The sequence below is a fragment of the Fictibacillus macauensis ZFHKF-1 genome (assembly GCF_000269865.1).
Lineage (GTDB): Bacteria > Bacillota > Bacilli > Bacillales > Fictibacillaceae > Fictibacillus_C > Fictibacillus_C macauensis.
Genome location: NZ_AKKV01000021.1, coordinates 39,077 through 57,885, shown reverse-complemented (window position 1 = coordinate 57,885; position 18,809 = coordinate 39,077). Strand labels below are relative to the sequence as shown.

The 18,809-nt window shown below is 38.4% G+C and carries 22 protein-coding genes; 7 read left to right on the top strand and 15 right to left on the bottom strand.

Going from position 1 to position 18,809, the window contains the following annotated elements; genetic code table 11:
* Positions 1 to 11 precede the first annotated feature (11 nt).
* Both A374_RS05275 and coaA read left to right on the top strand, forming a co-directional pair.
* A complete protein-coding gene (locus tag A374_RS05275) occupies positions 12 to 953 on the top strand; it encodes a magnesium transporter CorA family protein (RefSeq protein WP_007201159.1) in 942 nt (313 codons plus the stop codon).
* Positions 954 to 1,194: 241 nt separating this feature from the next.
* On the top strand, positions 1,195 to 2,157 hold the full coding sequence (gene coaA / locus A374_RS05270; RefSeq protein WP_007201158.1) for a type I pantothenate kinase: 963 nt from the start codon (positions 1,195 to 1,197) through the stop codon (positions 2,155 to 2,157).
* A gap of 89 nt (positions 2,158 to 2,246) precedes the next feature.
* Here coaA and A374_RS05265 read toward each other — a convergent pair whose 3' ends face one another.
* The 13 genes from A374_RS05265 to A374_RS05205 form a co-directional block, all read right to left on the bottom strand.
* Complete coding sequence (locus A374_RS05265) at positions 2,247 to 2,447, bottom strand: cold-shock protein (protein ID WP_007201157.1); 201 nt, start codon at positions 2,445 to 2,447, stop codon at positions 2,247 to 2,249.
* 166 nt (positions 2,448 to 2,613) lie between these two features.
* The gene (locus tag A374_RS05260; RefSeq protein WP_007201156.1) at positions 2,614 to 4,044 is read right to left on the bottom strand and encodes an alanine/glycine:cation symporter family protein; all 1,431 of its coding nucleotides are present in this window, start codon (positions 4,042 to 4,044) and stop codon (positions 2,614 to 2,616) included.
* A 137-nt stretch (positions 4,045 to 4,181) separates the two neighbouring features.
* Positions 4,182 to 4,535: a DUF2512 family protein gene (locus tag A374_RS05255; protein ID WP_007201155.1), complete on the bottom strand. Its 354-nt coding sequence runs from the start codon at positions 4,533 to 4,535 to the stop codon at positions 4,182 to 4,184.
* 133 nt (positions 4,536 to 4,668) lie between these two features.
* Positions 4,669 to 5,670, bottom strand: coding sequence for a C40 family peptidase (locus A374_RS05250; RefSeq protein WP_007201154.1), 1,002 nt, complete (start codon positions 5,668 to 5,670; stop codon positions 4,669 to 4,671).
* A gap of 105 nt (positions 5,671 to 5,775) precedes the next feature.
* On the bottom strand, positions 5,776 to 6,855 hold the full coding sequence (locus A374_RS05245) for a Ger(x)C family spore germination protein (protein WP_007201153.1): 1,080 nt from the start codon (positions 6,853 to 6,855) through the stop codon (positions 5,776 to 5,778).
* Positions 6,842 to 7,948 carry a GerAB/ArcD/ProY family transporter gene (locus A374_RS05240; protein WP_007201152.1) on the bottom strand — a complete coding sequence of 369 codons (1,107 nt, stop codon included), beginning with the start codon at positions 7,946 to 7,948 and terminating at the stop codon, positions 6,842 to 6,844. Before A374_RS05240 ends, A374_RS05245 begins: the two co-directional genes overlap by 14 nt.
* Before the next feature lie 21 nt (positions 7,949 to 7,969).
* Positions 7,970 to 9,493, bottom strand: a complete 1,524-nt coding sequence (locus tag A374_RS05235) for a spore germination protein (protein ID WP_007201151.1) — start codon at positions 9,491 to 9,493, stop codon at positions 7,970 to 7,972.
* A 114-nt stretch (positions 9,494 to 9,607) separates the two neighbouring features.
* Entirely contained in the window at positions 9,608 to 10,144 is a 537-nt protein-coding gene (locus A374_RS05230) for a YdcF family protein (RefSeq protein ID WP_007201150.1), read from the bottom strand.
* Between the two features lie 246 nt (positions 10,145 to 10,390).
* Positions 10,391 to 11,104 carry an amino acid ABC transporter permease gene (locus A374_RS05225; protein ID WP_007201149.1) on the bottom strand — a complete coding sequence of 238 codons (714 nt, stop codon included), beginning with the start codon at positions 11,102 to 11,104 and terminating at the stop codon, positions 10,391 to 10,393.
* A gap of 11 nt (positions 11,105 to 11,115) precedes the next feature.
* Positions 11,116 to 11,769 (bottom strand): amino acid ABC transporter permease, encoded by a 654-nt coding sequence (locus tag A374_RS05220; protein ID WP_007201148.1) that lies wholly within the window; start codon positions 11,767 to 11,769, stop codon positions 11,116 to 11,118.
* A gap of 56 nt (positions 11,770 to 11,825) precedes the next feature.
* Positions 11,826 to 12,626: a transporter substrate-binding domain-containing protein gene (locus A374_RS05215; protein WP_007201147.1), complete on the bottom strand. Its 801-nt coding sequence runs from the start codon at positions 12,624 to 12,626 to the stop codon at positions 11,826 to 11,828.
* Between the two features lie 16 nt (positions 12,627 to 12,642).
* Complete coding sequence (locus tag A374_RS05210) at positions 12,643 to 13,371, bottom strand: amino acid ABC transporter ATP-binding protein (RefSeq protein ID WP_007201146.1); 729 nt, start codon at positions 13,369 to 13,371, stop codon at positions 12,643 to 12,645.
* A 252-nt stretch (positions 13,372 to 13,623) separates the two neighbouring features.
* A complete protein-coding gene (locus A374_RS05205; protein ID WP_007201145.1) occupies positions 13,624 to 14,049 on the bottom strand; it encodes an organic hydroperoxide resistance protein in 426 nt (141 codons plus the stop codon).
* Between the two features lie 152 nt (positions 14,050 to 14,201).
* Here A374_RS05205 and A374_RS05200 point away from each other — a divergent pair, with 152 nt between their 5' ends.
* Positions 14,202 to 14,465 (top strand): hypothetical protein, encoded by a 264-nt coding sequence (locus A374_RS05200; protein ID WP_007201144.1) that lies wholly within the window; start codon positions 14,202 to 14,204, stop codon positions 14,463 to 14,465.
* An 18-nt stretch (positions 14,466 to 14,483) separates the two neighbouring features.
* Here the strand turns inward: A374_RS05200 and A374_RS05195 are convergent, their stop codons facing one another.
* Complete coding sequence (locus A374_RS05195) at positions 14,484 to 15,791, bottom strand: purine/pyrimidine permease (protein WP_007201143.1); 1,308 nt, start codon at positions 15,789 to 15,791, stop codon at positions 14,484 to 14,486.
* A 272-nt stretch (positions 15,792 to 16,063) separates the two neighbouring features.
* On the opposite strand from A374_RS05195, the gene A374_RS05190 reads away from it, so the two are divergent.
* Together A374_RS05190 and A374_RS05185 are read left to right on the top strand one after the other, a co-directional pair.
* On the top strand, positions 16,064 to 16,303 hold the full coding sequence (locus A374_RS05190; RefSeq protein ID WP_007201142.1) for a hypothetical protein: 240 nt from the start codon (positions 16,064 to 16,066) through the stop codon (positions 16,301 to 16,303).
* A 15-nt stretch (positions 16,304 to 16,318) separates the two neighbouring features.
* Positions 16,319 to 16,570, top strand: coding sequence for a flagellar biosynthesis anti-sigma factor FlgM (locus tag A374_RS05185; RefSeq protein ID WP_007201141.1), 252 nt, complete (start codon positions 16,319 to 16,321; stop codon positions 16,568 to 16,570).
* Positions 16,571 to 16,612: 42 nt separating this feature from the next.
* Here the strand turns inward: A374_RS05185 and A374_RS05180 are convergent, their stop codons facing one another.
* Positions 16,613 to 17,017 carry a phage holin family protein gene (locus tag A374_RS05180; protein ID WP_007201140.1) on the bottom strand — a complete coding sequence of 135 codons (405 nt, stop codon included), beginning with the start codon at positions 17,015 to 17,017 and terminating at the stop codon, positions 16,613 to 16,615.
* Between the two features lie 230 nt (positions 17,018 to 17,247).
* On the opposite strand from A374_RS05180, the gene A374_RS05175 reads away from it, so the two are divergent.
* Positions 17,248 to 17,523 (top strand): hypothetical protein, encoded by a 276-nt coding sequence (locus A374_RS05175; protein ID WP_007201139.1) that lies wholly within the window; start codon positions 17,248 to 17,250, stop codon positions 17,521 to 17,523.
* 149 nt (positions 17,524 to 17,672) lie between these two features.
* On the top strand, positions 17,673 to 18,701 hold the full coding sequence (locus A374_RS05170) for a YkvI family membrane protein (protein WP_040340358.1): 1,029 nt from the start codon (positions 17,673 to 17,675) through the stop codon (positions 18,699 to 18,701).
* Positions 18,702 to 18,809: the final 108 nt, after the last annotated feature.

Sequence of the window (18,809 nt, the reverse complement as noted above, 5' to 3'; positions counted from 1 at the left end):
AGGTATAGCATATGCTAAAAGTTTACTACACAGAAAGTTCAAATCAATTGGTTGAAAAAGATGAAATTCAAAAAGGATGCTGGATTAATCTCATTGCTCCGACGAATGAAGAAATTGAGCATGTTGTCGAAAAAATTGGGATCGACCCCGATTTTATTCGTGATGCCCTCGATGAAGAAGAGCGCTCAAGAGCAGAGAAAGACGGAAGTACGGTTAGTGTTATCGTTGACCTTCCTGTCATTGCTTCTGATGAAAATGGGATCCAATATGACACGCTGCCACTAGCGATGATTACGACCGATTCTTACTTTATAACGGTATGTCTTCGTGATAATCCTATTTTGGAGTTATTTGCAAAACATAAAGTGAAAAATTTCTACACGTATAAGAAGACGAGATTCGTTTTTCAACTACTACAAATGATTGCTACGTACTATTTGCGCTATCTGCGTCAAATTAATCGAAAAACAGAGCAAATTGAAACGGAGCTACGACTATCTTTAAAAAATAATGATCTGTTTGAATTGTTAAGTTTGGAAAAATCCCTCGTTTATTTTGCCACTTCCTTGAAATCAAATGATGCCGTGTTAGAAAAGTTATTAAAAGTTAGTTACTTAAAGATGTATGAAGAAGATAAGGACTTATTAGAAGACGTTATTATAGAAAATAAGCAGGCTATTGAAATGAGCTTAATTTATAGCAACATCTTAAAAAGCTTAATGGATGCTTTTTCATCTGTAATCTCAAATAACTTAAATATTGAAATGCGGTTCTTAACAGCGATTACGATTATTTTAGCTCTGCCAACGATGGTTGCAAGCTTTTATGGAATGAACATCCCACTTCCATTTCAGGAATCATCACATGCATTTTTAATTGTTATTTGTATCGTCTTTTCTGTTGCTGCCTTTGCTGCCTTTATTTTTTGGAAAAAGCGATTCTTTCGAAAATAGTCGGATAATGAGATATAAATCAGGGTATCTTCTTGTAAAGAAGAGCCCTTTTTTACTCGTTCGAAAATCGTTTGTAACAAAGAAAAAAAGAAAACGCTTTCTAATTGAATGCTTTTCAGTTTACAATCATGTTAACACGTGACTACAATGTATGGTACGATTGTAAAACAGCAGAAAAAACCATTTAACTAATAAACTAAAACAGCTTAAGAATGAGTGACTCAAAAAGGAGATGCCAGAAATGAGCCAGACCATGTTAGACAGCGAATCGTTGTCTCCCTACTTGTCCTTTTCACGGGAAGAGTGGGCTAGCTTGTATTCAGCGGATATTCAACCACTAACAGAATGGGAAATTGCCGAACTGCAAGGAATAAATGAAAATGTATCTTTAGATGAAGTATCATCCATTTATTTGCCATTATGCCGATTATTAAACTTATACGTGACTTCATCACAACAGCTTCATCAGCAACGAAATGCTTTTTTACAAAGGCAAACGAAGAAGCCGCCATTTATTATCGGAATAGCTGGTTCTGTAGCGGTTGGTAAAAGCACGACCTCTCGGATGATTCAAGCGTTGCTTTCACGGTGGTCCAATACACCAAAAGTTGCACTCGTCACGACCGATGGCTTTTTATATCCAAATAGTGAGCTAGAAAGAAAAGGATTAATGGGGCGTAAAGGCTTCCCAGAGAGCTATGATCTGAAAAATTTAATTCGCTTTTTATCGGATGTTAAATCTGGCAAGAAGCATGTGGAAGCACCGATTTATTCTCACTTAGAATATGATATCTTGGCTGATCGTGTTCAAACAGTAACGGAGCCTGATATTGTCATTGTCGAGGGAATTAATGTGTTACAGGTGCCAAAACAACGTCGCAATAAGCAGATGCCTCAAAATTTTGTATCCGATTATTTTGATTTTTCATTATACGTTGATGCGGACGAGGCACATATTAAAGAATGGTATGTGGAACGCTTTAAAATTCTAAGAAATACAGCCTTTCAAAGCCCTGTATCGTATTTTCATCGCTATGCATCGATTAAAGATGGTGAAGCAGATGAGTTTGCTTTATCGATATGGAATACGATTAATGGTGTGAACTTACATGAAAACATTTTACCAACGAAGTACCGCGCTCATCTTATACTAGAAAAAGGGAAAGATCATACTGTATCTGGTGTGAAAATGCGTAAAATGTAAAAAAAGAAAGCTCTTGTCTTGCAAGGGCTTCTTTTTTTACGCATAAAAAAAAGCCCCCAGATGGGAGCTTTTTTATAGATAACAAAAGCTTACGCTTTAGTTACGTTAGCAGCTTGTGGTCCACGAGCGCCTTCAGTGATTTCGAAAGAAACATCTTGACCTTCTTCAAGTGTTTTGAAACCGTCGCCTTGAATAGCAGAGAAATGTACGAATACATCGTCTTGTCCGTCTACTTCGATGAAACCGAAGCCTTTTTCAGCGTTAAACCATTTTACTTTACCTTGTAACATAATAAATGTCCTCCTGTGTGGATATGAATACATCCACGTTTTATTACTATTCCTGCTCAAATATCATTCAAGACGCAACACTTTGCGAAGAAGTCATGTACCGAACAAAAATAACTATTCTTAATGTATCATGATTCATCGTATTAATCAAGTGTGTTATCTTGTTTTACTTTGTTTTATTTATTTTCTTAGAAGATTCCCATGCTTCAATATTTTTTAAACCAGGAATCGTGTCGCTATAGAAAACAGGATCTTTCCCTGCACGTTTTTGTTCTTTATAGTTTCGGAGTGCTTTAAAAGCAATGTTTCCGAGAAGTGCAATGGCAATTAAGTTAACAATCGCCATTAATGCCATAAATAAATCCGCTAAATTCCAAACGAATTCAAGCTTGGCAACAGAACCGTAAATAACCATGCCGATGACAGCAAGTCGGTAAATAAATAGCCAAATACGATTGCTGTTTATAAATTCGATATTTGATTCACCATAGTAGTAGTTACCTACAATTGAACTAAACGCAAAAAGCAAAACAATAATAGCAATTAACGTTGTTGCCCATGAACCAATTTCATGTCCTAATGCAGCTTGTGTAAGCGCAATTCCATCAGAATTAGAGGATTTATACATGCCAGAAAGTAAAATAATGAAAGCAGTCGAGCTACAAATAACAAGTGTATCCACAAATACACCTAGTGCTTGAATAAGCCCTTGCTTAACTGGGTGTGTTACATTGGCAGTTGCCGCCGCATTTGGTGCACTCCCCATCCCTGCTTCATTGGAAAATAGACCACGTTTAATTCCTTGCATAATGGCAGCACCAACTGCACCACCTAACAAGCCTTTAAAGCCGTTAAAGGCATCGCTGAAAATAAGTTCAAACATCGCTGGTAGTGCTGGGATATTGGTTGCAATCACATAGATTGCAAGTAAGATATACAAACCAGCCATAAATGGAACCATTAGCTCGGCCACTTTCGCGATGCGAGTGATTCCACCAAAGATAATAAGTGCTGTAATAACCGTAATAATTAGACCTGTCCAACGTGGATCTACATGAAAAGCGTTGTTAAAGGCACTTGCAATCGTATTTGCTTGTACAGAGTTAAAAGCTAAGCCAAACGTAATAGAAATGAGAATCGAAAATAAAATACCCATCCAACGAGCATTGAGTGCTTTTTCCATGTAATAAGCAGGGCCACCACGGAACGTTCCGGTTGCTTCATCAGTTACTTTATAAATTTGGGCAAGCGTTGCTTCCACGAAAGCGGAGGCTGAACCAATTAAAGCAATTAGCCACATCCAAAAGACCGCTCCAGGCCCCCCAGTTGTAATTGCTAATGCTACCCCGGCAAGGTTTCCTGTACCAACTCGTGAAGCCGTACTAATACAAAATGCTTGGAAAGAAGATACGCCCTTTTTCTCCCCTGATTGGACTGCTCCTTCTCCTAAGAGACGAAACATTTCAAAAATCATACGAAATTGCACAAATTTCGTGCGAACGCTGAAATACAGTCCAATTCCAATCAACATGATGATGAGGAGGATTCCCCATAAATAATCATTTGAAAAGTTGAACAATGTTGTAAAAAAGCTCATAGTTTTCTCCTTTTGTGTATTCTTGTTGAAAAAAAACAATTACTACAAATGTAACAAAAGCTAACATGGTTGGCAATCTAAAATCAAGGACTTTTTACGTAAAGGATGAAGTTATGAGCTTCCTCGTGACAGATCACTTAACTATAGGAATGATTCAACTGCTGTGAAGCGAGCTGCTTATGAATAAGCCATTCGACAATAGTGTAAAAAAGAGCAATAAGAAAAGCGCCAAACAGCGTGACAAAAGCGCCTGTCATTAGTGAGCTAACGATATAAACAAGCAAAAAGGCAAGAATCCAATCAAGAACGGTAATCACCCATCGGGCAATGCGAGGTATGAGAATATACTCCATCACAACGCTAATAGGCGCCAAAATGATCGTAATGATTAGAAAGGGAAGCGGTTGATTAAATGTAACGCTCTCAAACCAAAACGTACAAAGAAGAAGAATGAGAGGAATGCAAACAATTTTTAGTAATAAGCTCTGCATGGCATAGGCCTCCTTTTCCATTATTTTCTTCAATGAAACGTGGTTTTATGCAAGCACAAGTAAATGTTAGAGTGAAGTCTTGTTTTTAGTCAAAAGAAAAACCCCGAACGGTCTCGCTGTTCGGGGCGTGTTGCTATGGTAAATAGCGCCTTGCGCCAGCAAACTCTTCTTTATAAATTCCTTCGATTGGATCGATGCGGACGGTTGTACTCGTATTTGGTGAATGAATCATTTTTCCGTCTCCAGCATACATCCCCACGTGATGAACTTTTCCTTTGCCTTGATCGTAAGCAAAAAAGAGAAGATCGCCTTTTCGTAAGTTTTCTTTTGCAACAGGCTGGCCGCCTTGCGATTGAGGTCCAGAATCTCGTGGAATGGTGATGCCTGCGGCTTTATATAGGGTATGGGTAAATCCAGAACAATCAAATCCAAATCCAGAGGTACCAGCCCATAAATAAGGAAGACCAATAAACTTTTTACCCTCATTAACGAGTTCATCCGGAGAAGGGGGTTGAATGGCTTCTTTCATAAAGTAGATCTTAATATGTGCACGCTCGATGTAGCGTGTTTCGCCATTTGGAATCATGACGCCAATCGTTGGGCCTTGTACATCAGTAATCGGCAAGCGTGTATTGTAACTAATCTCTTTGTCAGCCTGTTTACGCTTGCTGTCTTTAAATAGCCATGTTGTTGGGTGTTTCACTAGAACAAACGGCTTATCTTGCATGCGGCGAAATGATTTCGAGTAGGTGAGCTGTCGTTTTGGCATCCACCCAGGATATCCGGTAGCTAGGCGAGGCGTTGGTTGGCCATCAACAGCGACCTTTACCCAATCCCCTTGTTCTTCAGTAATTGTTACTTTATTTCCATACAATGCTTGTGTTTCTAACGGACCGACTAACCAAAGCTTTTCATCATACGTCATACTTGTTGTCCATTTTCTTAAATCAACAGGATTAGTTAAAGAAGGTTGATCTAGCGGTCGTGCATCTGAAGGCGTCCCCCATAGGGTAGCGGCCGCCACATCAACATAAGCGGTATGATGAGTAGAATCAAAGGCCAATACATCTGTTGAAAAGAAAGACAACGTAAGGCTAGCAGCCGCTAACATACCAGCAAACTGTCGAAATTTCATCCAATCACCTCATTTTTCGTTTGCTGTAAACGTTCGGTATGAGGGAGATTGTTTCCTTGTTATTTTTTATATTTTCGTAAAAAAGTTTCTAAGAGTGAACTTTATTTATTCAACGATACCTGATTGCGTAATATTAATTTCTGAAGAAACAGTAACCGGCATCGTTGGGTATTTTTGATCCCATTCCTTAAAGGTAAAATTACGTACTTTACTGCGTGCGCGATCCCCAATGCCAAGTGGATCAATTTGCTTTTCTTGAAATTGTTTCACAAGCCTTTCTGCATCCTGATCTAGTTCTTTTTTTATTGTTTTTTCAATTTTCGTAATGTCTTGTGGCTTATAGAGGCTAAGTCCGGCGGCATCATTTACTTTGCCGGTTATTTTAATATGCATGGTTAACCTTGGTGAACCAAGAATGTCTTTATATTCATATTTTACTTTGGAATTTAAGTTTTCAAGTGTCAAATAACGGTTGTTTTTCATTTTAAACTCATGTGAACCTTGGCGGAAGTCTTGATACATGAATTTAAAGATAATTGAATCATCAAAGCTAATATGGTCGACATATTTGGAATGATCAAAAAGGGCGAGTCCCGTTATTTTTATATACTTTCCACTGACTGCTAAGAGCGGCATGAATGGGTCACTGCCATTGCCATAATAAGAATAGTTAAAATGGTGAAAGTTCGTTCTTGGGATGGTTAAGTTAATGTTTTGTTCAATTAGCTTCTTCAAATAAACGGGAACAATATCATTCACCACGTACTTTTTTGTTAACATGTCTTTGGTTTTTCCTTCTGTAACAGCTAAGAAAATATTACGACCGACAGAAGGATCACGCTGTAGTGAATCAATGATTTTAGTAATTCCCTTTTGCGCTAATTTATCTTCAAATAAGATGACCCCAATTCTGCCAGACCCAAATGGGCGAGGGGATTGCGCTTGGAGTTCTTGACGAATACTTTTACTCGTATGTGCTTTTGCGGAAAAGACAACATTTTCTAATGTGGCTTGCTGAGATCCTCCGGTCACGATCGGACAGGCGGCAGAAGCTTCTACTAAATCTTTTGAAGCATAATCATAGCCGACAGTTCCGACAAGCTCAATATCTTCCAACACTTGTTTTTGGGGAGTACACGCTGTTAATAGCAGTAAAGTTATGAACCATACTTTATATTTTCGCATGTTTTGTTCCTTTCACTTTTAAGACGATGCGCTGAATAATGAATAAAAGTGGAATGTAAAAAAAGATGAGGTAATAGCCAATTCGAGATACGTACGTATTTAAGGCATCAATGAATTGTCGATCTTTAAAAATAAAACAGCCAATCCACAATAAAAGCATGATGGGAAAGATAGAATATTTTTGTTTAATAGTATACACCCGTTTAAAAATACGGGTAGCAACCCAAATGGAAATGACGATATTCGGTAAAATGACAAATAGCCACATTGAAATACCAATATATTCAAAGCGCTCAATGAATGGAAATTCGACAATTTTCCAGATAGTAACTGTAGCCCAAATGGTATGTTTTAACTGTCCCTGACTATAGTAAGCAAAGGATTCAAGGGCGGTAAGGGTATAAATACATAGTGTAAAGAACGCACCCCATTGCGACCATTTATGGCTGCTTGCTGGATTTTTTATAAAAGGGTAATACATAAGCAACATTTCAAAGCCGAGAAAGTTAAGCGTCATCGCTTTCGTACCTGCATAGTAATCCATTAAAGAATGATCAAACAAAGGCAGTAAATTATAGAAATGAGAATTTTTCAGCGCAAAATATTTTAAGAAAATAATTGGGGTACCAATTAAAACACAAAAAAAGGAAAGAGCTGTTACGATGCGAAAGCCTCCACTTACAAAATAGTAGGCAACAAAAATCAATAAAAAGCCAATTCCCCAAGCGTTAATATGCGGAAACATCCATACTTGAATGACTTCAATGTACGTACGTAGAGCGGTTAGTGCCAAAAAAACAGCATAAAGAAAGAACAGCGTGCTAAATACAGCACCAACCCATTTACCAAATAACTGTTCATGAATCGAAACGAGGTCACCACCGCTATTATTCAATAAAGAATAGCACATCCAAACAAGCGCATGGATCGCAACGCCAGCGATCATTACGGTCATCCATGCATCGTGACCTGACGATTTCGCAATATAGCGTTGAAAGCCAAGAATTCCCACACCTATTTGCATAGAAACAATCAAATAAAAGGCGAAATAAGGTGATACAAGGCTTTTTTCATGTGGTTGTATAAGTGTCATAACGTCACATTCCTTTAGAAGTTATTCATCAATATCATCTTTTTTGTTTACTCTTTGTTTATTAAGACGATTGGGGTCTTGCGTTAATAAATGTTCAGGTCGTCTCGTTTGTTTATTAAACGGTAACCGAAAAAGCGCATCGCGAAAGTCTGCTAGTCTTAATGGGAAAATGGGTTCTAAGTAAGGGCGTCCAAGGGATGTAAGCCGCAATAAATGACCAAGTAATAAGGCAGAACAAATCGCTACGCCTAGCATTCCCCAAAATTGAGCAAAAATGATAAGCGGAAAACGAAGAAGACGAATGGTATTGCTCATTTGATAAACAGGCGTTGTAAACGATGCAAGAGCAGCTAATGCGACGATAATCAGTAAAACGTTGCTTGTTAAGCCTGCTTGAACGGCTGCTGTACCAATAACAATTCCGCCGACAATCCCAATGGTTTGCCCTACTTTCGATGGCAGCCGGGCACCGGCTTCTCGTAACAACTCAATCGCTAGCTCTAAAATAATTGCTTCAACTATGGGAGGGAAAGGAATCCCTGACCGTGAGGCGATTAAGGTTCCTAGAAGATCGCTTGGAATAATTTCATAGTGAAATGTTAAGACAGCAACGTACAAGGGTGTTGATAACACAGAAAATAAAACACCAAACAAACGAATTAAGCGGAAAAAGGAAGCAACGTGCCATGAAAGAAAATAATCTTCAAAGGAAGAGAAGAACTCCGTAATCGTTGTTGGTCCTGTTAAAGCACTCGGTGAACCGTCTACTAACACTGCAATTTTTCCTTCTGCTAGAACAGAGGCGACACGGTCTGGTCGTTCAGTATTAATTAATTGCGGGAAGATCGATGTTTGTTTGTCGGTAATCATTTGTAACACATAGTTGCTATCAATGATGTGATCATATTCAATTTTCTCGATCCGTTGCGTTACGGTTTCAATATTTTCTTTGTTGGCAATACCGTCTATAAATAAAATCGCAACCCGTGTTTTTGAAAGCTTCCCAATCCGCATTTCTTTAATTTGCAACTCAGGAATAGGTAATCGTTTGCGAATCATATTCATATTTACTTCAATCGTTTCTACGAAAGCCTCTTTTGGTCCTATTACACTAAATTCTGTTTCAGGAATGGAGATTGTTCGCTTTTCAGCTGTTGCTGCAGGAACAAGAATGCCATAGCCTTTTTCGTGCTCGGAACAAATAAAAATAGAACCAGTGAGAATGCTATTTTGGATTTTCTGAACATCATTCGTATAAACGGTACTTTCTAGTGAAAGCAGTTTTTCTAATTTTTTTAGTGAAACATCGGTATGTTGGATTAATTGTGGCAGCAAAATTTGATGGATGACTAATGGGTTAACCATCGCTTTGTAATAATACAGCGTAAATGGATGATCTACGCCTTTTTTAAAGGTGACAAAATCGTGAGACTGCTCACATTTTTTTATAAGCTCGGCAAACGTGATGTCTCCACCGCCAGAAGCTCCAGCGGAAGAATCTTGCTGCTTTTTTTTCTTTGCCTTATTTTTTGAAAAACCGAACATGCCGAAACCTCCCTGTCAAAAAATCTGTGTTTTTAGGTTTCCGAGAATGCGGCTAGGATATGTACGTTCTTCATAAAGAAAAAGCATCCATATTAAGGATGCTTTAAGCAATGCTTATTCAAAAAGAAAGTATTTTGCTAGAGCGAGTATTTCGCGCACATGAACTTGAGGGATGACTGGTAGTGGTGTGGAAGCACCAAGACCATAAGGAATGACTCCTTCTTTTGAAGCGAGCATTTTAGCACGCTTAAGATGAAAGTCATTGCTGACGAGAAGAACGTGATGTTTATGGTTACCGATTCTTTTTTTCATAAGCTTAGAGGCAAAAGCGATATTTTCACTTGTGCTTTTTGACTTTGTTTCTTGAACAATATCTTTCTTCGGGACACCGTGCATAACTAAGTACTGAGCCATTGCTTCGCCTTCAGATGTATGATCCCCTTTTGTGAGCCCTCCACTCGTTACAAGCGTTGTGTGAGGATGTTTCTTATAATAAGCAATGGCGGTATTTAACCTTTCTTTTAGAACCGGTGTGGGCTTGTCGTTTTTTAAACCAGCACCTAATATGAGAACATAATCTACTGAAGAAGGCTGATCATTATTAATAGAAGAAAGAATGAAAGCCTCTAAAGCAATGCTTGCTAATATCATGCAGGTTCCACTAACGATACAAATCCAACGCCATCCTTTATGTAAAGAAAAAAAGTGAAGAATTCGTTTGTAAAAAAAGCTACTGAAAAGAAAAAAACAAGCAAGAAGGAAAAGTACGATCCCGCCAGCGTCTATTCTTCTAAAAAGGCAATATAAACTATAAATGAATGTAAGACTGCCTCCGATAAAGAGAAGCAGCCGTATGACGTTCTTCATGCTAACTACACACATCCTTACTACGTACCATTAGAGTGCTGTGCTACCTGTATATGGTTCGTTTGAAATGGTTGCTTTTGCAGCTTTTGTTCCTTTGCGTTCTTTCTGTTCTAACTTTCGTGCAGCAATGGATAGGCTGAAGTTAATAATAAAATACATGGCAGCTACAAGAATAAAAATCGGCATTACATAATTGCTATTTTTTCCATACACTATTTGTGCATTATGAAGAAGTTCTGGTAACGATATAACGACAGCAAGCGATGTATCCTTAAGCAAGGAAATAAATTGGCTAACGATTGGAGGAACCATTCGTCGCAATGCTTGTGGCAAAATAATATAGCGCACTGTTTGTATGTACGTTAAACCAGACGATCTCCCAGCTTCAATTTGACCTTTTTCAATACTCGTTAAGCCACTGCGGACAATTTCTGATAACATTGCAGATTCGAATACGATCAAGCCAATAATCGCGGCTGAGAACACGGAGAGCTGAATGCCCACTTCAGGTAAACCTAATTTCGTAAATAAAATAATCAATAACAGTGGTAAATTACGAATGATTTCTACACCAATAGCGAGTAGATGAGAGACAACCGGTATTTTAGCGTAGCGTAAAATCCCAATGATGCTTCCTAGGAGAAAACTGAAAACAATGGCAATGGCCGCGACAAATAACGTATTGCCTAAGCCTTCTAGTAAGAATAACACATTATCTGATGAGTAAGCACCAAAAAAATCCAATAATCCTCCTCCTAACTAGTGACTGCTAATCTCCGCTCTAGGAACCCGACGAATAAACTTAAGGGCACGGTTAGAACGAGATAAAATGCAGCAACGAAAATATAAACATTAAAAACATCGTACGTTTCCGATGAAATCGAGTCACCAAAATACATAAGATCCAGTCCGGCAACGATACCAAGCACAGACGTGTTTTTAACAAGATTAATAAATTGGTTACCAAGCGGTGGAATAACAATTTTTATCGCTTGCGGCAAAATAATATAACGCATCGTTTGGATGTACGTTAATCCAGACGAGCGCCCAGCTTCCATTTGTCCTGTATTGACAGCCATAATACCGGCACGAATGGCTTCCGCTATAAAGGAGGCCGTATAAATTGTCAGTGCAATAGTGCCCGCTTGAAATCCATCTAACGGTAAGCCTACTTCCGGTAAGGCGAAGTAGCAAAAAAACAATATTAAAACGAGTGGAATGTTGCGGAAAAATTCAACAAATAGTGTGCCAAGCCATCTTAACGGTGCGATAGGGGCAATCCGCATGACGGCAATAATTGTACCAAGAATAAAGCTAAGTACAAGAGCTAATAAGCTCGCTTTAATCGTTGTTAAAAATCCTTCGATATACGTATCCCAATGATCGGTCAAAATGCTAAAGTCAGGCATGAAGCGCTCCTCCTCTTACGAAAGGGCAGATGGTGACCCATCTGCCCTCGGCTCTATTATTGTTGTTTAATCCACTTTTTCTTTATTTTTTCATATTCGCCACTGTCTTTTAATTCTTTTAAGAATGAATTAACATAGTCCGTAAACTTTGTATCGTCTTTAATCATGGCAATGCCATATGGCTCATCTGTAAACTTATCGCCAGCCATTTCATATTTCGGATTTTCTTCCATCATTCCATAAAGAATGGAGTTGTCAGTAGTAAGCGCATCACCTTTCCCTGCTTTTAGCGCTGTAAACGCTTCTGTGTAGTTTTCAAATTCTAGGACCTGTGCTTTAGGCGCTGCCTTTTTAATGTTCTTAACAGACGTTGAACCTTTTACCGCTAATACTTTTTTGCCTGCTAAGCTATTTACATTTTTAATTGAGCTGCCTTTTTTTACGAGTAGCGATTGACCGGCTTCAAAATATACATCGGAAAAATTAACTTCTTTTTTTCGTTCTTTTGTAATGGTCATTGTCGCTACGATGGCATCAATATCCCCGTTTTTCAACATAGGAACACGCGTTTTAGACGTAACTTCTTTTAGTTCGATTTTGTTTTCATCTTTAAAAATTTTCTTAGCGAGTGCTTTCGCAATATCGATATCAAATCCTTCTACCTTGCCACTACCTGGATCTTTGTAACCGAACAATCGTGTATCATATTTGACGCCAACAACGAGCTTACCGCGTTTTTTTATGGCAGCAAGCGTGTCTTCTCCTGAACCTGATGTTTTGTCATTGCCACATGCCGCAAGCATACTCAACACAAGAACAGCAAGAAGTATAAAAATCCATGGTTTTTTTTGTTTCATTGTTTTCTCCCCTTTTTCAATGATTAAGTACGCGACTTAAAAAGAGCTTAGCGCGCTCTTCTTGCGGTGAGGCAAAGAAATCGGTAGGTGCGCTATCTTCTAAAATGGCACCGTGATCCATAAAGACGACGCGGTTGGCCACCTCGCGGGCAAAGCCCATTTCATGTGTAACAACAACCATTGTCATGCCATCTTTAGCGAGTGCTTTCATCACATCAAGAACCTCGCCAATCATTTCAGGATCAAGCGCTGAGGTTGGTTCATCAAAGAGCATAATAGATGGATGAAGGGCAAGGCCACGCGCGATGGCCACACGTTGTTGTTGGCCGCCTGATAGCTGAGAAGGATAGCTATTTGCTTTGTCGGGAATACCTACTTTTTCAAGATAAAGCATCGCTGTTTTTTTAGCTTCTTCATCTGTAATTCCTAATGCTTTTTTCGGTGCGAGTGTAATGTTTTGTAGGACAGTCATATGAGGATAAAGATTAAAGTGTTGAAAAACCATGCCAATATTTTTTCGTAACGTGTTAATGTTTGTTTCACGTGCATTGACAGACTGGCCGTTCACTTGTAGAGATCCTTCTGTAATGTTTTCTAAGCGATTAATACAGCGTAGAAGCGTGCTTTTTCCTGATCCAGAGGGACCAACTATGACAACGACTTCACCTTCGCTTACTTCTAAGTTAATGTTCTTTAAGACGTGAAAATCACCAAAATATTTATTTACGTTTTGAAATGTAATCAATCCAATCCTCCTTTTCCAGATGTCGTCATGAACGAGCTATTTATTGAAATTTCTGTATTCTATCATTCGACGTAAAACCCTAAAAACCTCTAAAATTGTCAAAAAATATGTATTGAAATTAATAACTCGTTTACTGGAATTTCTTCATGGTGAGATGGTGTCTAGACAAGGAGCAGGAACAAAAGAGGGGGGAAAGACATAAAAAAACAAAAAACCGGGAGAAGATTCCCGGTTTTGCTTGGTATGCATGATTTATTGTTGTACAGAAATTTCAACATCAATGTTACCGCGTGTTGCTTTTGAATAAGGGCACACTTGATGGGCTTCATCAGCGAGTTTTTGAACGGTAGCTTGATCTTGTCCTGGAATCGCAACCGCTAGAACGACAGAAAGCTTAAAGCCGCCATTGTCTGTATCTTTATGAATTGTCACATCTGCTGTTACACTGCTGTCTGATATATCCATTTTTTGTTTACCTGCCACAAGTTGTAATGCGCTATGGTAACAAGCTGCATAACCACAAGCAAATAATTGTTCTGGATTTGTTCCAGGACCTCCTGAACCTTGTAATTCCTTAGGCATATTTAAGCGTAAGTTTAGTTTGCCATCATTAGTTGTGACTTTTCCTTCACGTCCACCTTGTGCTGTAGCATTTGCTGTATATAATCCTTTACTCATGAGTCATTCGCTCCTTCAAGTGTAATTAGTTGTTTCTCCATAAACATTCTCTAAAAGAAGAGATTCTAAACCTTGAATTTTTTATGAAAGAAGGGAAGGTTTAGCTTCAGATAAAATGGGAATTCTATAAGAAACAACTGGAGGTTAGGAAGATGGACGTAGAGACCATGCAATTAAAAGTTGCCATCGAAGGATTAGTAAAAAATCCTGAGCGCGAATTTGAATTTACATTTCAATCAGGGTTACCTGATGTTCAGCGAGAAATTGGGAGAATACGCTATGTACCTCAAGGAGGGCGTGGTTTTTTCCAAACAACGTTTTATGATGAAGAAGGTGTACTTGTAGGTTCACGCTTGTTTGATGAAGAAGATGACGTGCTTCACTTTATTTGTAAAAACAAATGCGAAAAAGTGTAAAAAAGAAGCGACCCCCTTTTACGGAGAAGGAGAGTCGCTTGTTTTCGTTTTGGTCTGTTTTAATTTCATACCTTGTTCTAATAGAATACACATTAACATGCCAACGATGAGGCCGTTATTTAAGACAGTTTTAAAAATACTTGGTAAGGCTACTAATGCGTTTGTAGGAATAAAGGAACAACCAAGGCCGATCATGAGCGATGTAGCGATTATAAACAGTGTGTTGTCATTAAAGGGTACCGACCGATATTCTTTTAGTGCTAACCCGATCATGCCAGAGAACGGAATGAAAATCGTTGCGTAGCCTACTGGAGCGGGAATACTTGCAAAGAAAAAAGTTAATGGTGGAAAAAAACTAATGAATACGAGTAGAGCACAGCCTAAAATATAAGGCAAGCGCTGGTACATTTTTGTTGTGAGTATAAATCCAGCTGTTCCGGAGATGGGAACACACGCAATGGCGGAGAAGATGCCAGCGAAAACAGTAGTAATGCCCATCACGGTTGTTGTTACATTGTAGTTCACGTTTTTGTGCGGTTGATTGGCTTTTTTATAAAGTGTGTCAACTACATTAACGCTAGCGACCATATTTGCTAATAATAAGAACCCGATCATAATAGAAGTTATGACAACGCCACCACTGAAATGGGGCATTCCCCAGGAAAAAAACGTAGGTAAAGTCATCCATTGCGTGCTTGCCGTTAATGGTTTTGTTAAATGAAACAGTGAAAAAACAAGCCAACCCACACCAAGGCTAATAAGAATAGAATAGCTTTTTAAATGGCGGTTATTCGAAAAACTTAACGTAACGGAAAGCAATAAAATCCCAATAGAAATAAGAGCGATTTTCCCGTTAACATGAGATGAGAAGTAGCCAATGCCAAGCATCCCTTTAATGAATGAGCCGCTTAATTGGGCGACAAGTAGCATTAAGTATGTTCCTGTAACAAGTGGCGTAAATAATTTTTTAATATGCCCAATCCAGCGCATTAATCCGAGAAAAATAAAAAGAAGACCGCAAAGAAGCATGCCCATTTCTAATTGATGTAGTACGTCAAAACCACTAAGAGACCCAGCGGTTATTAATCCAGAATAAACAATGAAAACGCCCCACCATAATCCTGCAGGTCCTTCTGTAATGGGGAGACGATGACCGAACATTACTTGTAAAAGGCCAGAAATGCCAATAATAAAAAAAGTACGCTGCAATAACTCAGCTGTAGCTAATGGTGATAAATGAAAAGCGGCTCCAATTGAAATCGGGGCGACAATACTGCCTGCTAGAATAAAAACGAGCCATTGAAAAGAAGAAAAGACAACCTTCATTGTATAACACCTTCTGACTATAATCTTTAGACATGAGTACTATTATAGACCCATTCTAACGAGAGAGAAAGGCTTTTTCCCAAAAAGTAAAAGCGCCAATAATCGTAATGAAAAAATAAAATCGACAAAGGAATTGAATTTTACCCCCATTTAATGTAATGTAGGTTCGAAACCTGTTAGAAATATCTTTGTGTGTTTATGAAGGAATTTCATTGGGTATTCATACATACATTCAAACAACCATCATAATAAATGGGGCAAGGGAAGAGATTATGAAAACAGTGAAACAAGAAGATATTCTAGAATGGGTAGAAAGAAATTTGGAGGATTTTAAGAATTTCACACCTTATCTTTTCACGGAAGATTCCATTCACTTTTTTTGTGAATCGAAACGAAATGAAAAAGAATTCGAAGGTAAATATGATAAAAGCTGTCAGCGACTTTTTATGCGTTACCTAGAACCGTCTGAAATTGAAGATGACTGGGTGTGCGTTGGAGATGTCACACTGTAAATTAAGGGGCTTAGTATGAAAATCAATCACATTCAAAAAGGATTCGAAGTGAGAGAAGGAAAACAGCGCAATGATGGATCGCAACAAGCTTCGACCGTGCGCCAAGATTCCATAGAAATTTCAACTGCAGCACAACAATTATACAGCCAAGGTACAAAAGAGAGAGAAGCAAAGATCGAAGCATTAAAAAAGCTCATTGAAGCTCAGGAATATAAGCCTAATCCTAATGATGTAGCAAAGAAAATTGCACGTCATTATAATATGTAATACGTAGAAAGCTCATCACTAAGAAGCAGTGATGAGCTTTTTTTAGTTTTCATTTTTTTCACGATCTTTTAAGACCGCAATCGCTTTTGTAAAAGCACGTGGAAGTGGAATGTTCATTTTTCCAGCATTTTCAATAATGGAAATAAGCTCATTAGAAATATAGAAGAAGATGGCGGCACTGCGAATAGCTTCACCACCAAATAATAAATCAAGTGAGTGAGCGGCAGCAACAATACAAAAAATAATCACTTTTTTAATAATCCCTTTAAAACCTGCTGAGCTAGATAGCTTCCCTTGATAGATTGCAGCACAGACGCCCGAAACATAGTCAATCACAGCTAAGAAGACAAGGGCGGTAAGCATTGGTGACATAGGTCCAAATACGTTGCCCATGTATGCGCCGATTCCTGCAATTCCGCCTTTCAATAAAAGTTCAAATCGATTCATAAAAAACCCCCTACGAACTCTTCACAAAAAAAGAGCTCTACTATAAGTTATGCATGCTCTTCGTCTGTGCTTGTACAATCAACCATCATGTTAAAAATAGATGATTGATTGGGTATGAATGATGAGAAATTTTTGTACAATAAAAAATATTTTTGAAAAAATACAAAATTCAGAACAATTAGTGTGGATTTCTGTTACAATAGAGAAAATCTTAAAGGAGGTCTTATAATATGAACAAAATTACACTTGGTCTTCCTCCACATTGTCACAAGGTGTCTTATGATGGCAAGGTTTTTAAAATTAAAGGAATCAATAACGAAAAAATGGTCGTTCCGGTGGCCGGGACGGAGGGAGCCGAGGTAAATGCTCTCAACGAGGAAACTGGGATTTTAAATATAGTAGGAAAAGATTGTATTTTACTCTCTTTAGAAATGCCGATTCGGTTTTGTGAAATTGGCAAAGGTTGGTTGTTGGATAAATTACCAAAACGGAAAAAGAAAGCGTAATAAAAAGGTGGTGTGGAGAGAACCTCTCCATACTACCTTTTTTTTGCATGCTAACTTAGTAAGATTGAAGCAAAACGCAGCCTGCTTTTCCTTCTAAAGTGTAGGTACAAGCATACATTTTAGTAGAAGAGGAGGCAGATACGGTGCAAATGTGGAAACAAGCCTTTCAAATTGCTGCAGTCTATATTGGTACGATTGTAGGAGCAGGCTTTGCTACAGGTCGTGAGATCATAGAGTTTTTTACAAAATACGGAACAGCGGGGTTTGTCGGCATTGGCATTGCTGGTTGGTTGTTTATTGCTTTAGGAACAAAGATCATGCATCTAGCGAGACATACGGAGGCAAAAACATACGAGGAATTAACTACTGTATTATTTGGAGAAAAGCTTTCCATAGCTATTAATATGGTGTTATTTATCATGCTATTTGGTGTAACCTCGGTAATGTTGTCAGGAGCAGGTGCTCTCTTTGAAGAGCAACTTCATCTTCCGTTTCATGTGGGTGTTATAGCGACCATTGTGTGCTGCTTACTCGTGATGCGAAAAGGAATGAGCGGGCTTGTAACAGCGAATGTATTTATTGTTCCAATTATGATTTTATTCTCAATGGTGATCGCATGTACTTCCTTTTTTTCTGTTGTACAACCATCACTTTTTGTAAAAGAAGATTTTATACGTAACATTTCATGGTTATGGAGTCCTTTTACGTATGTGGCATTTAACTTAACGCTTGCTCAAGCAGTTCTTGTTCCACTCGGATGGGAAGCTAGTGATCGTCGAAGTATTACGTGGGGCGGTATAATCGGTGGAATGGGCCTTGCCTTTATTTTGTTTAATAGTCAGTATGCACTGTACGTTCATCCACAAGCACAAACTTTTAATATACCCGTTGCTTTTATCGTCGAGAAACTAGGTACGCCGCTACATTTGCTTTTTTTAGCTGTCGTTTACGGAGAGATTTTCTCTACATTAATTGGTAATCTTTTCGGTTTAACTGCTACGATTAAGAAGGTCTTGGCATTACCCTCGCTAATCGTGATGCTCATCATTCTACTAGGTGCTTACTTAATAAGTTTAGTTGGATATTCGTCGTTGCTTCATTATATCTATCCTCTGTTTGGATCGATTGGCCTTTTATTTATGGTCATTTTAGCCCGAAGAAAAACGGTTACGTCATGAAATTGGTAAATTAATGAATTGAAAGAGGTATTGTTTTAGATGATTAATGACTTGATAGAAAAGCTCGCTCTTTAAGCGAGCTTTTTCTTGTGCATAAAATTAGCTAAA

Bases quoted from the DNA above. Each gene is read 5' to 3' on its own strand.
- A374_RS05190 (WP_007201142.1), top strand. From the start codon at position 16,064: ATGAAAACAGTGAAACAAGAAGATATTCTAGAATGGGTAGAAAGAAAT.
- A374_RS05265 (WP_007201157.1), bottom strand. From the start codon at position 2,447: ATGTTACAAGGTAAAGTAAAATGGTTTAACGCTGAAAAAGGCTTCGGT.
- coaA (WP_007201158.1), top strand. From the start codon at position 1,195: ATGAGCCAGACCATGTTAGACAGCGAATCGTTGTCTCCCTACTTGTCC.
- A374_RS05205 (WP_007201145.1), bottom strand. From the start codon at position 14,049: ATGAGTAAAGGATTATATACAGCAAATGCTACAGCACAAGGTGGACGT.
- A374_RS05275 (WP_007201159.1), top strand. From the start codon at position 12: ATGCTAAAAGTTTACTACACAGAAAGTTCAAATCAATTGGTTGAAAAA.
- A374_RS05215 (WP_007201147.1), bottom strand. From the start codon at position 12,626: ATGAAACAAAAAAAACCATGGATTTTTATACTTCTTGCTGTTCTTGTG.
- A374_RS05250 (WP_007201154.1), bottom strand. From the start codon at position 5,670: ATGAAATTTCGACAGTTTGCTGGTATGTTAGCGGCTGCTAGCCTTACG.
- A374_RS05230 (WP_007201150.1), bottom strand. From the start codon at position 10,144: ATGATATTAGCAAGCATTGCTTTAGAGGCTTTCATTCTTTCTTCTATT.
- A374_RS05200 (WP_007201144.1), top strand. From the start codon at position 14,202: ATGGACGTAGAGACCATGCAATTAAAAGTTGCCATCGAAGGATTAGTA.
- A374_RS05180 (WP_007201140.1), bottom strand. From the start codon at position 17,017: ATGAATCGATTTGAACTTTTATTGAAAGGCGGAATTGCAGGAATCGGC.
- A374_RS05195 (WP_007201143.1), bottom strand. From the start codon at position 15,791: ATGAAGGTTGTCTTTTCTTCTTTTCAATGGCTCGTTTTTATTCTAGCA.
- A374_RS05185 (WP_007201141.1), top strand. From the start codon at position 16,319: ATGAAAATCAATCACATTCAAAAAGGATTCGAAGTGAGAGAAGGAAAA.
- A374_RS05220 (WP_007201148.1), bottom strand. From the start codon at position 11,769: ATGCCTGACTTTAGCATTTTGACCGATCATTGGGATACGTATATCGAA.
- A374_RS05240 (WP_007201152.1), bottom strand. From the start codon at position 7,948: ATGACACTTATACAACCACATGAAAAAAGCCTTGTATCACCTTATTTC.
- A374_RS05255 (WP_007201155.1), bottom strand. From the start codon at position 4,535: ATGCAGAGCTTATTACTAAAAATTGTTTGCATTCCTCTCATTCTTCTT.
- A374_RS05235 (WP_007201151.1), bottom strand. From the start codon at position 9,493: ATGTTCGGTTTTTCAAAAAATAAGGCAAAGAAAAAAAAGCAGCAAGAT.
- A374_RS05245 (WP_007201153.1), bottom strand. From the start codon at position 6,855: ATGCGAAAATATAAAGTATGGTTCATAACTTTACTGCTATTAACAGCG.
- A374_RS05260 (WP_007201156.1), bottom strand. From the start codon at position 4,044: ATGAGCTTTTTTACAACATTGTTCAACTTTTCAAATGATTATTTATGG.
- A374_RS05170 (WP_040340358.1), top strand. From the start codon at position 17,673: ATGTGGAAACAAGCCTTTCAAATTGCTGCAGTCTATATTGGTACGATT.
- A374_RS05175 (WP_007201139.1), top strand. From the start codon at position 17,248: ATGAACAAAATTACACTTGGTCTTCCTCCACATTGTCACAAGGTGTCT.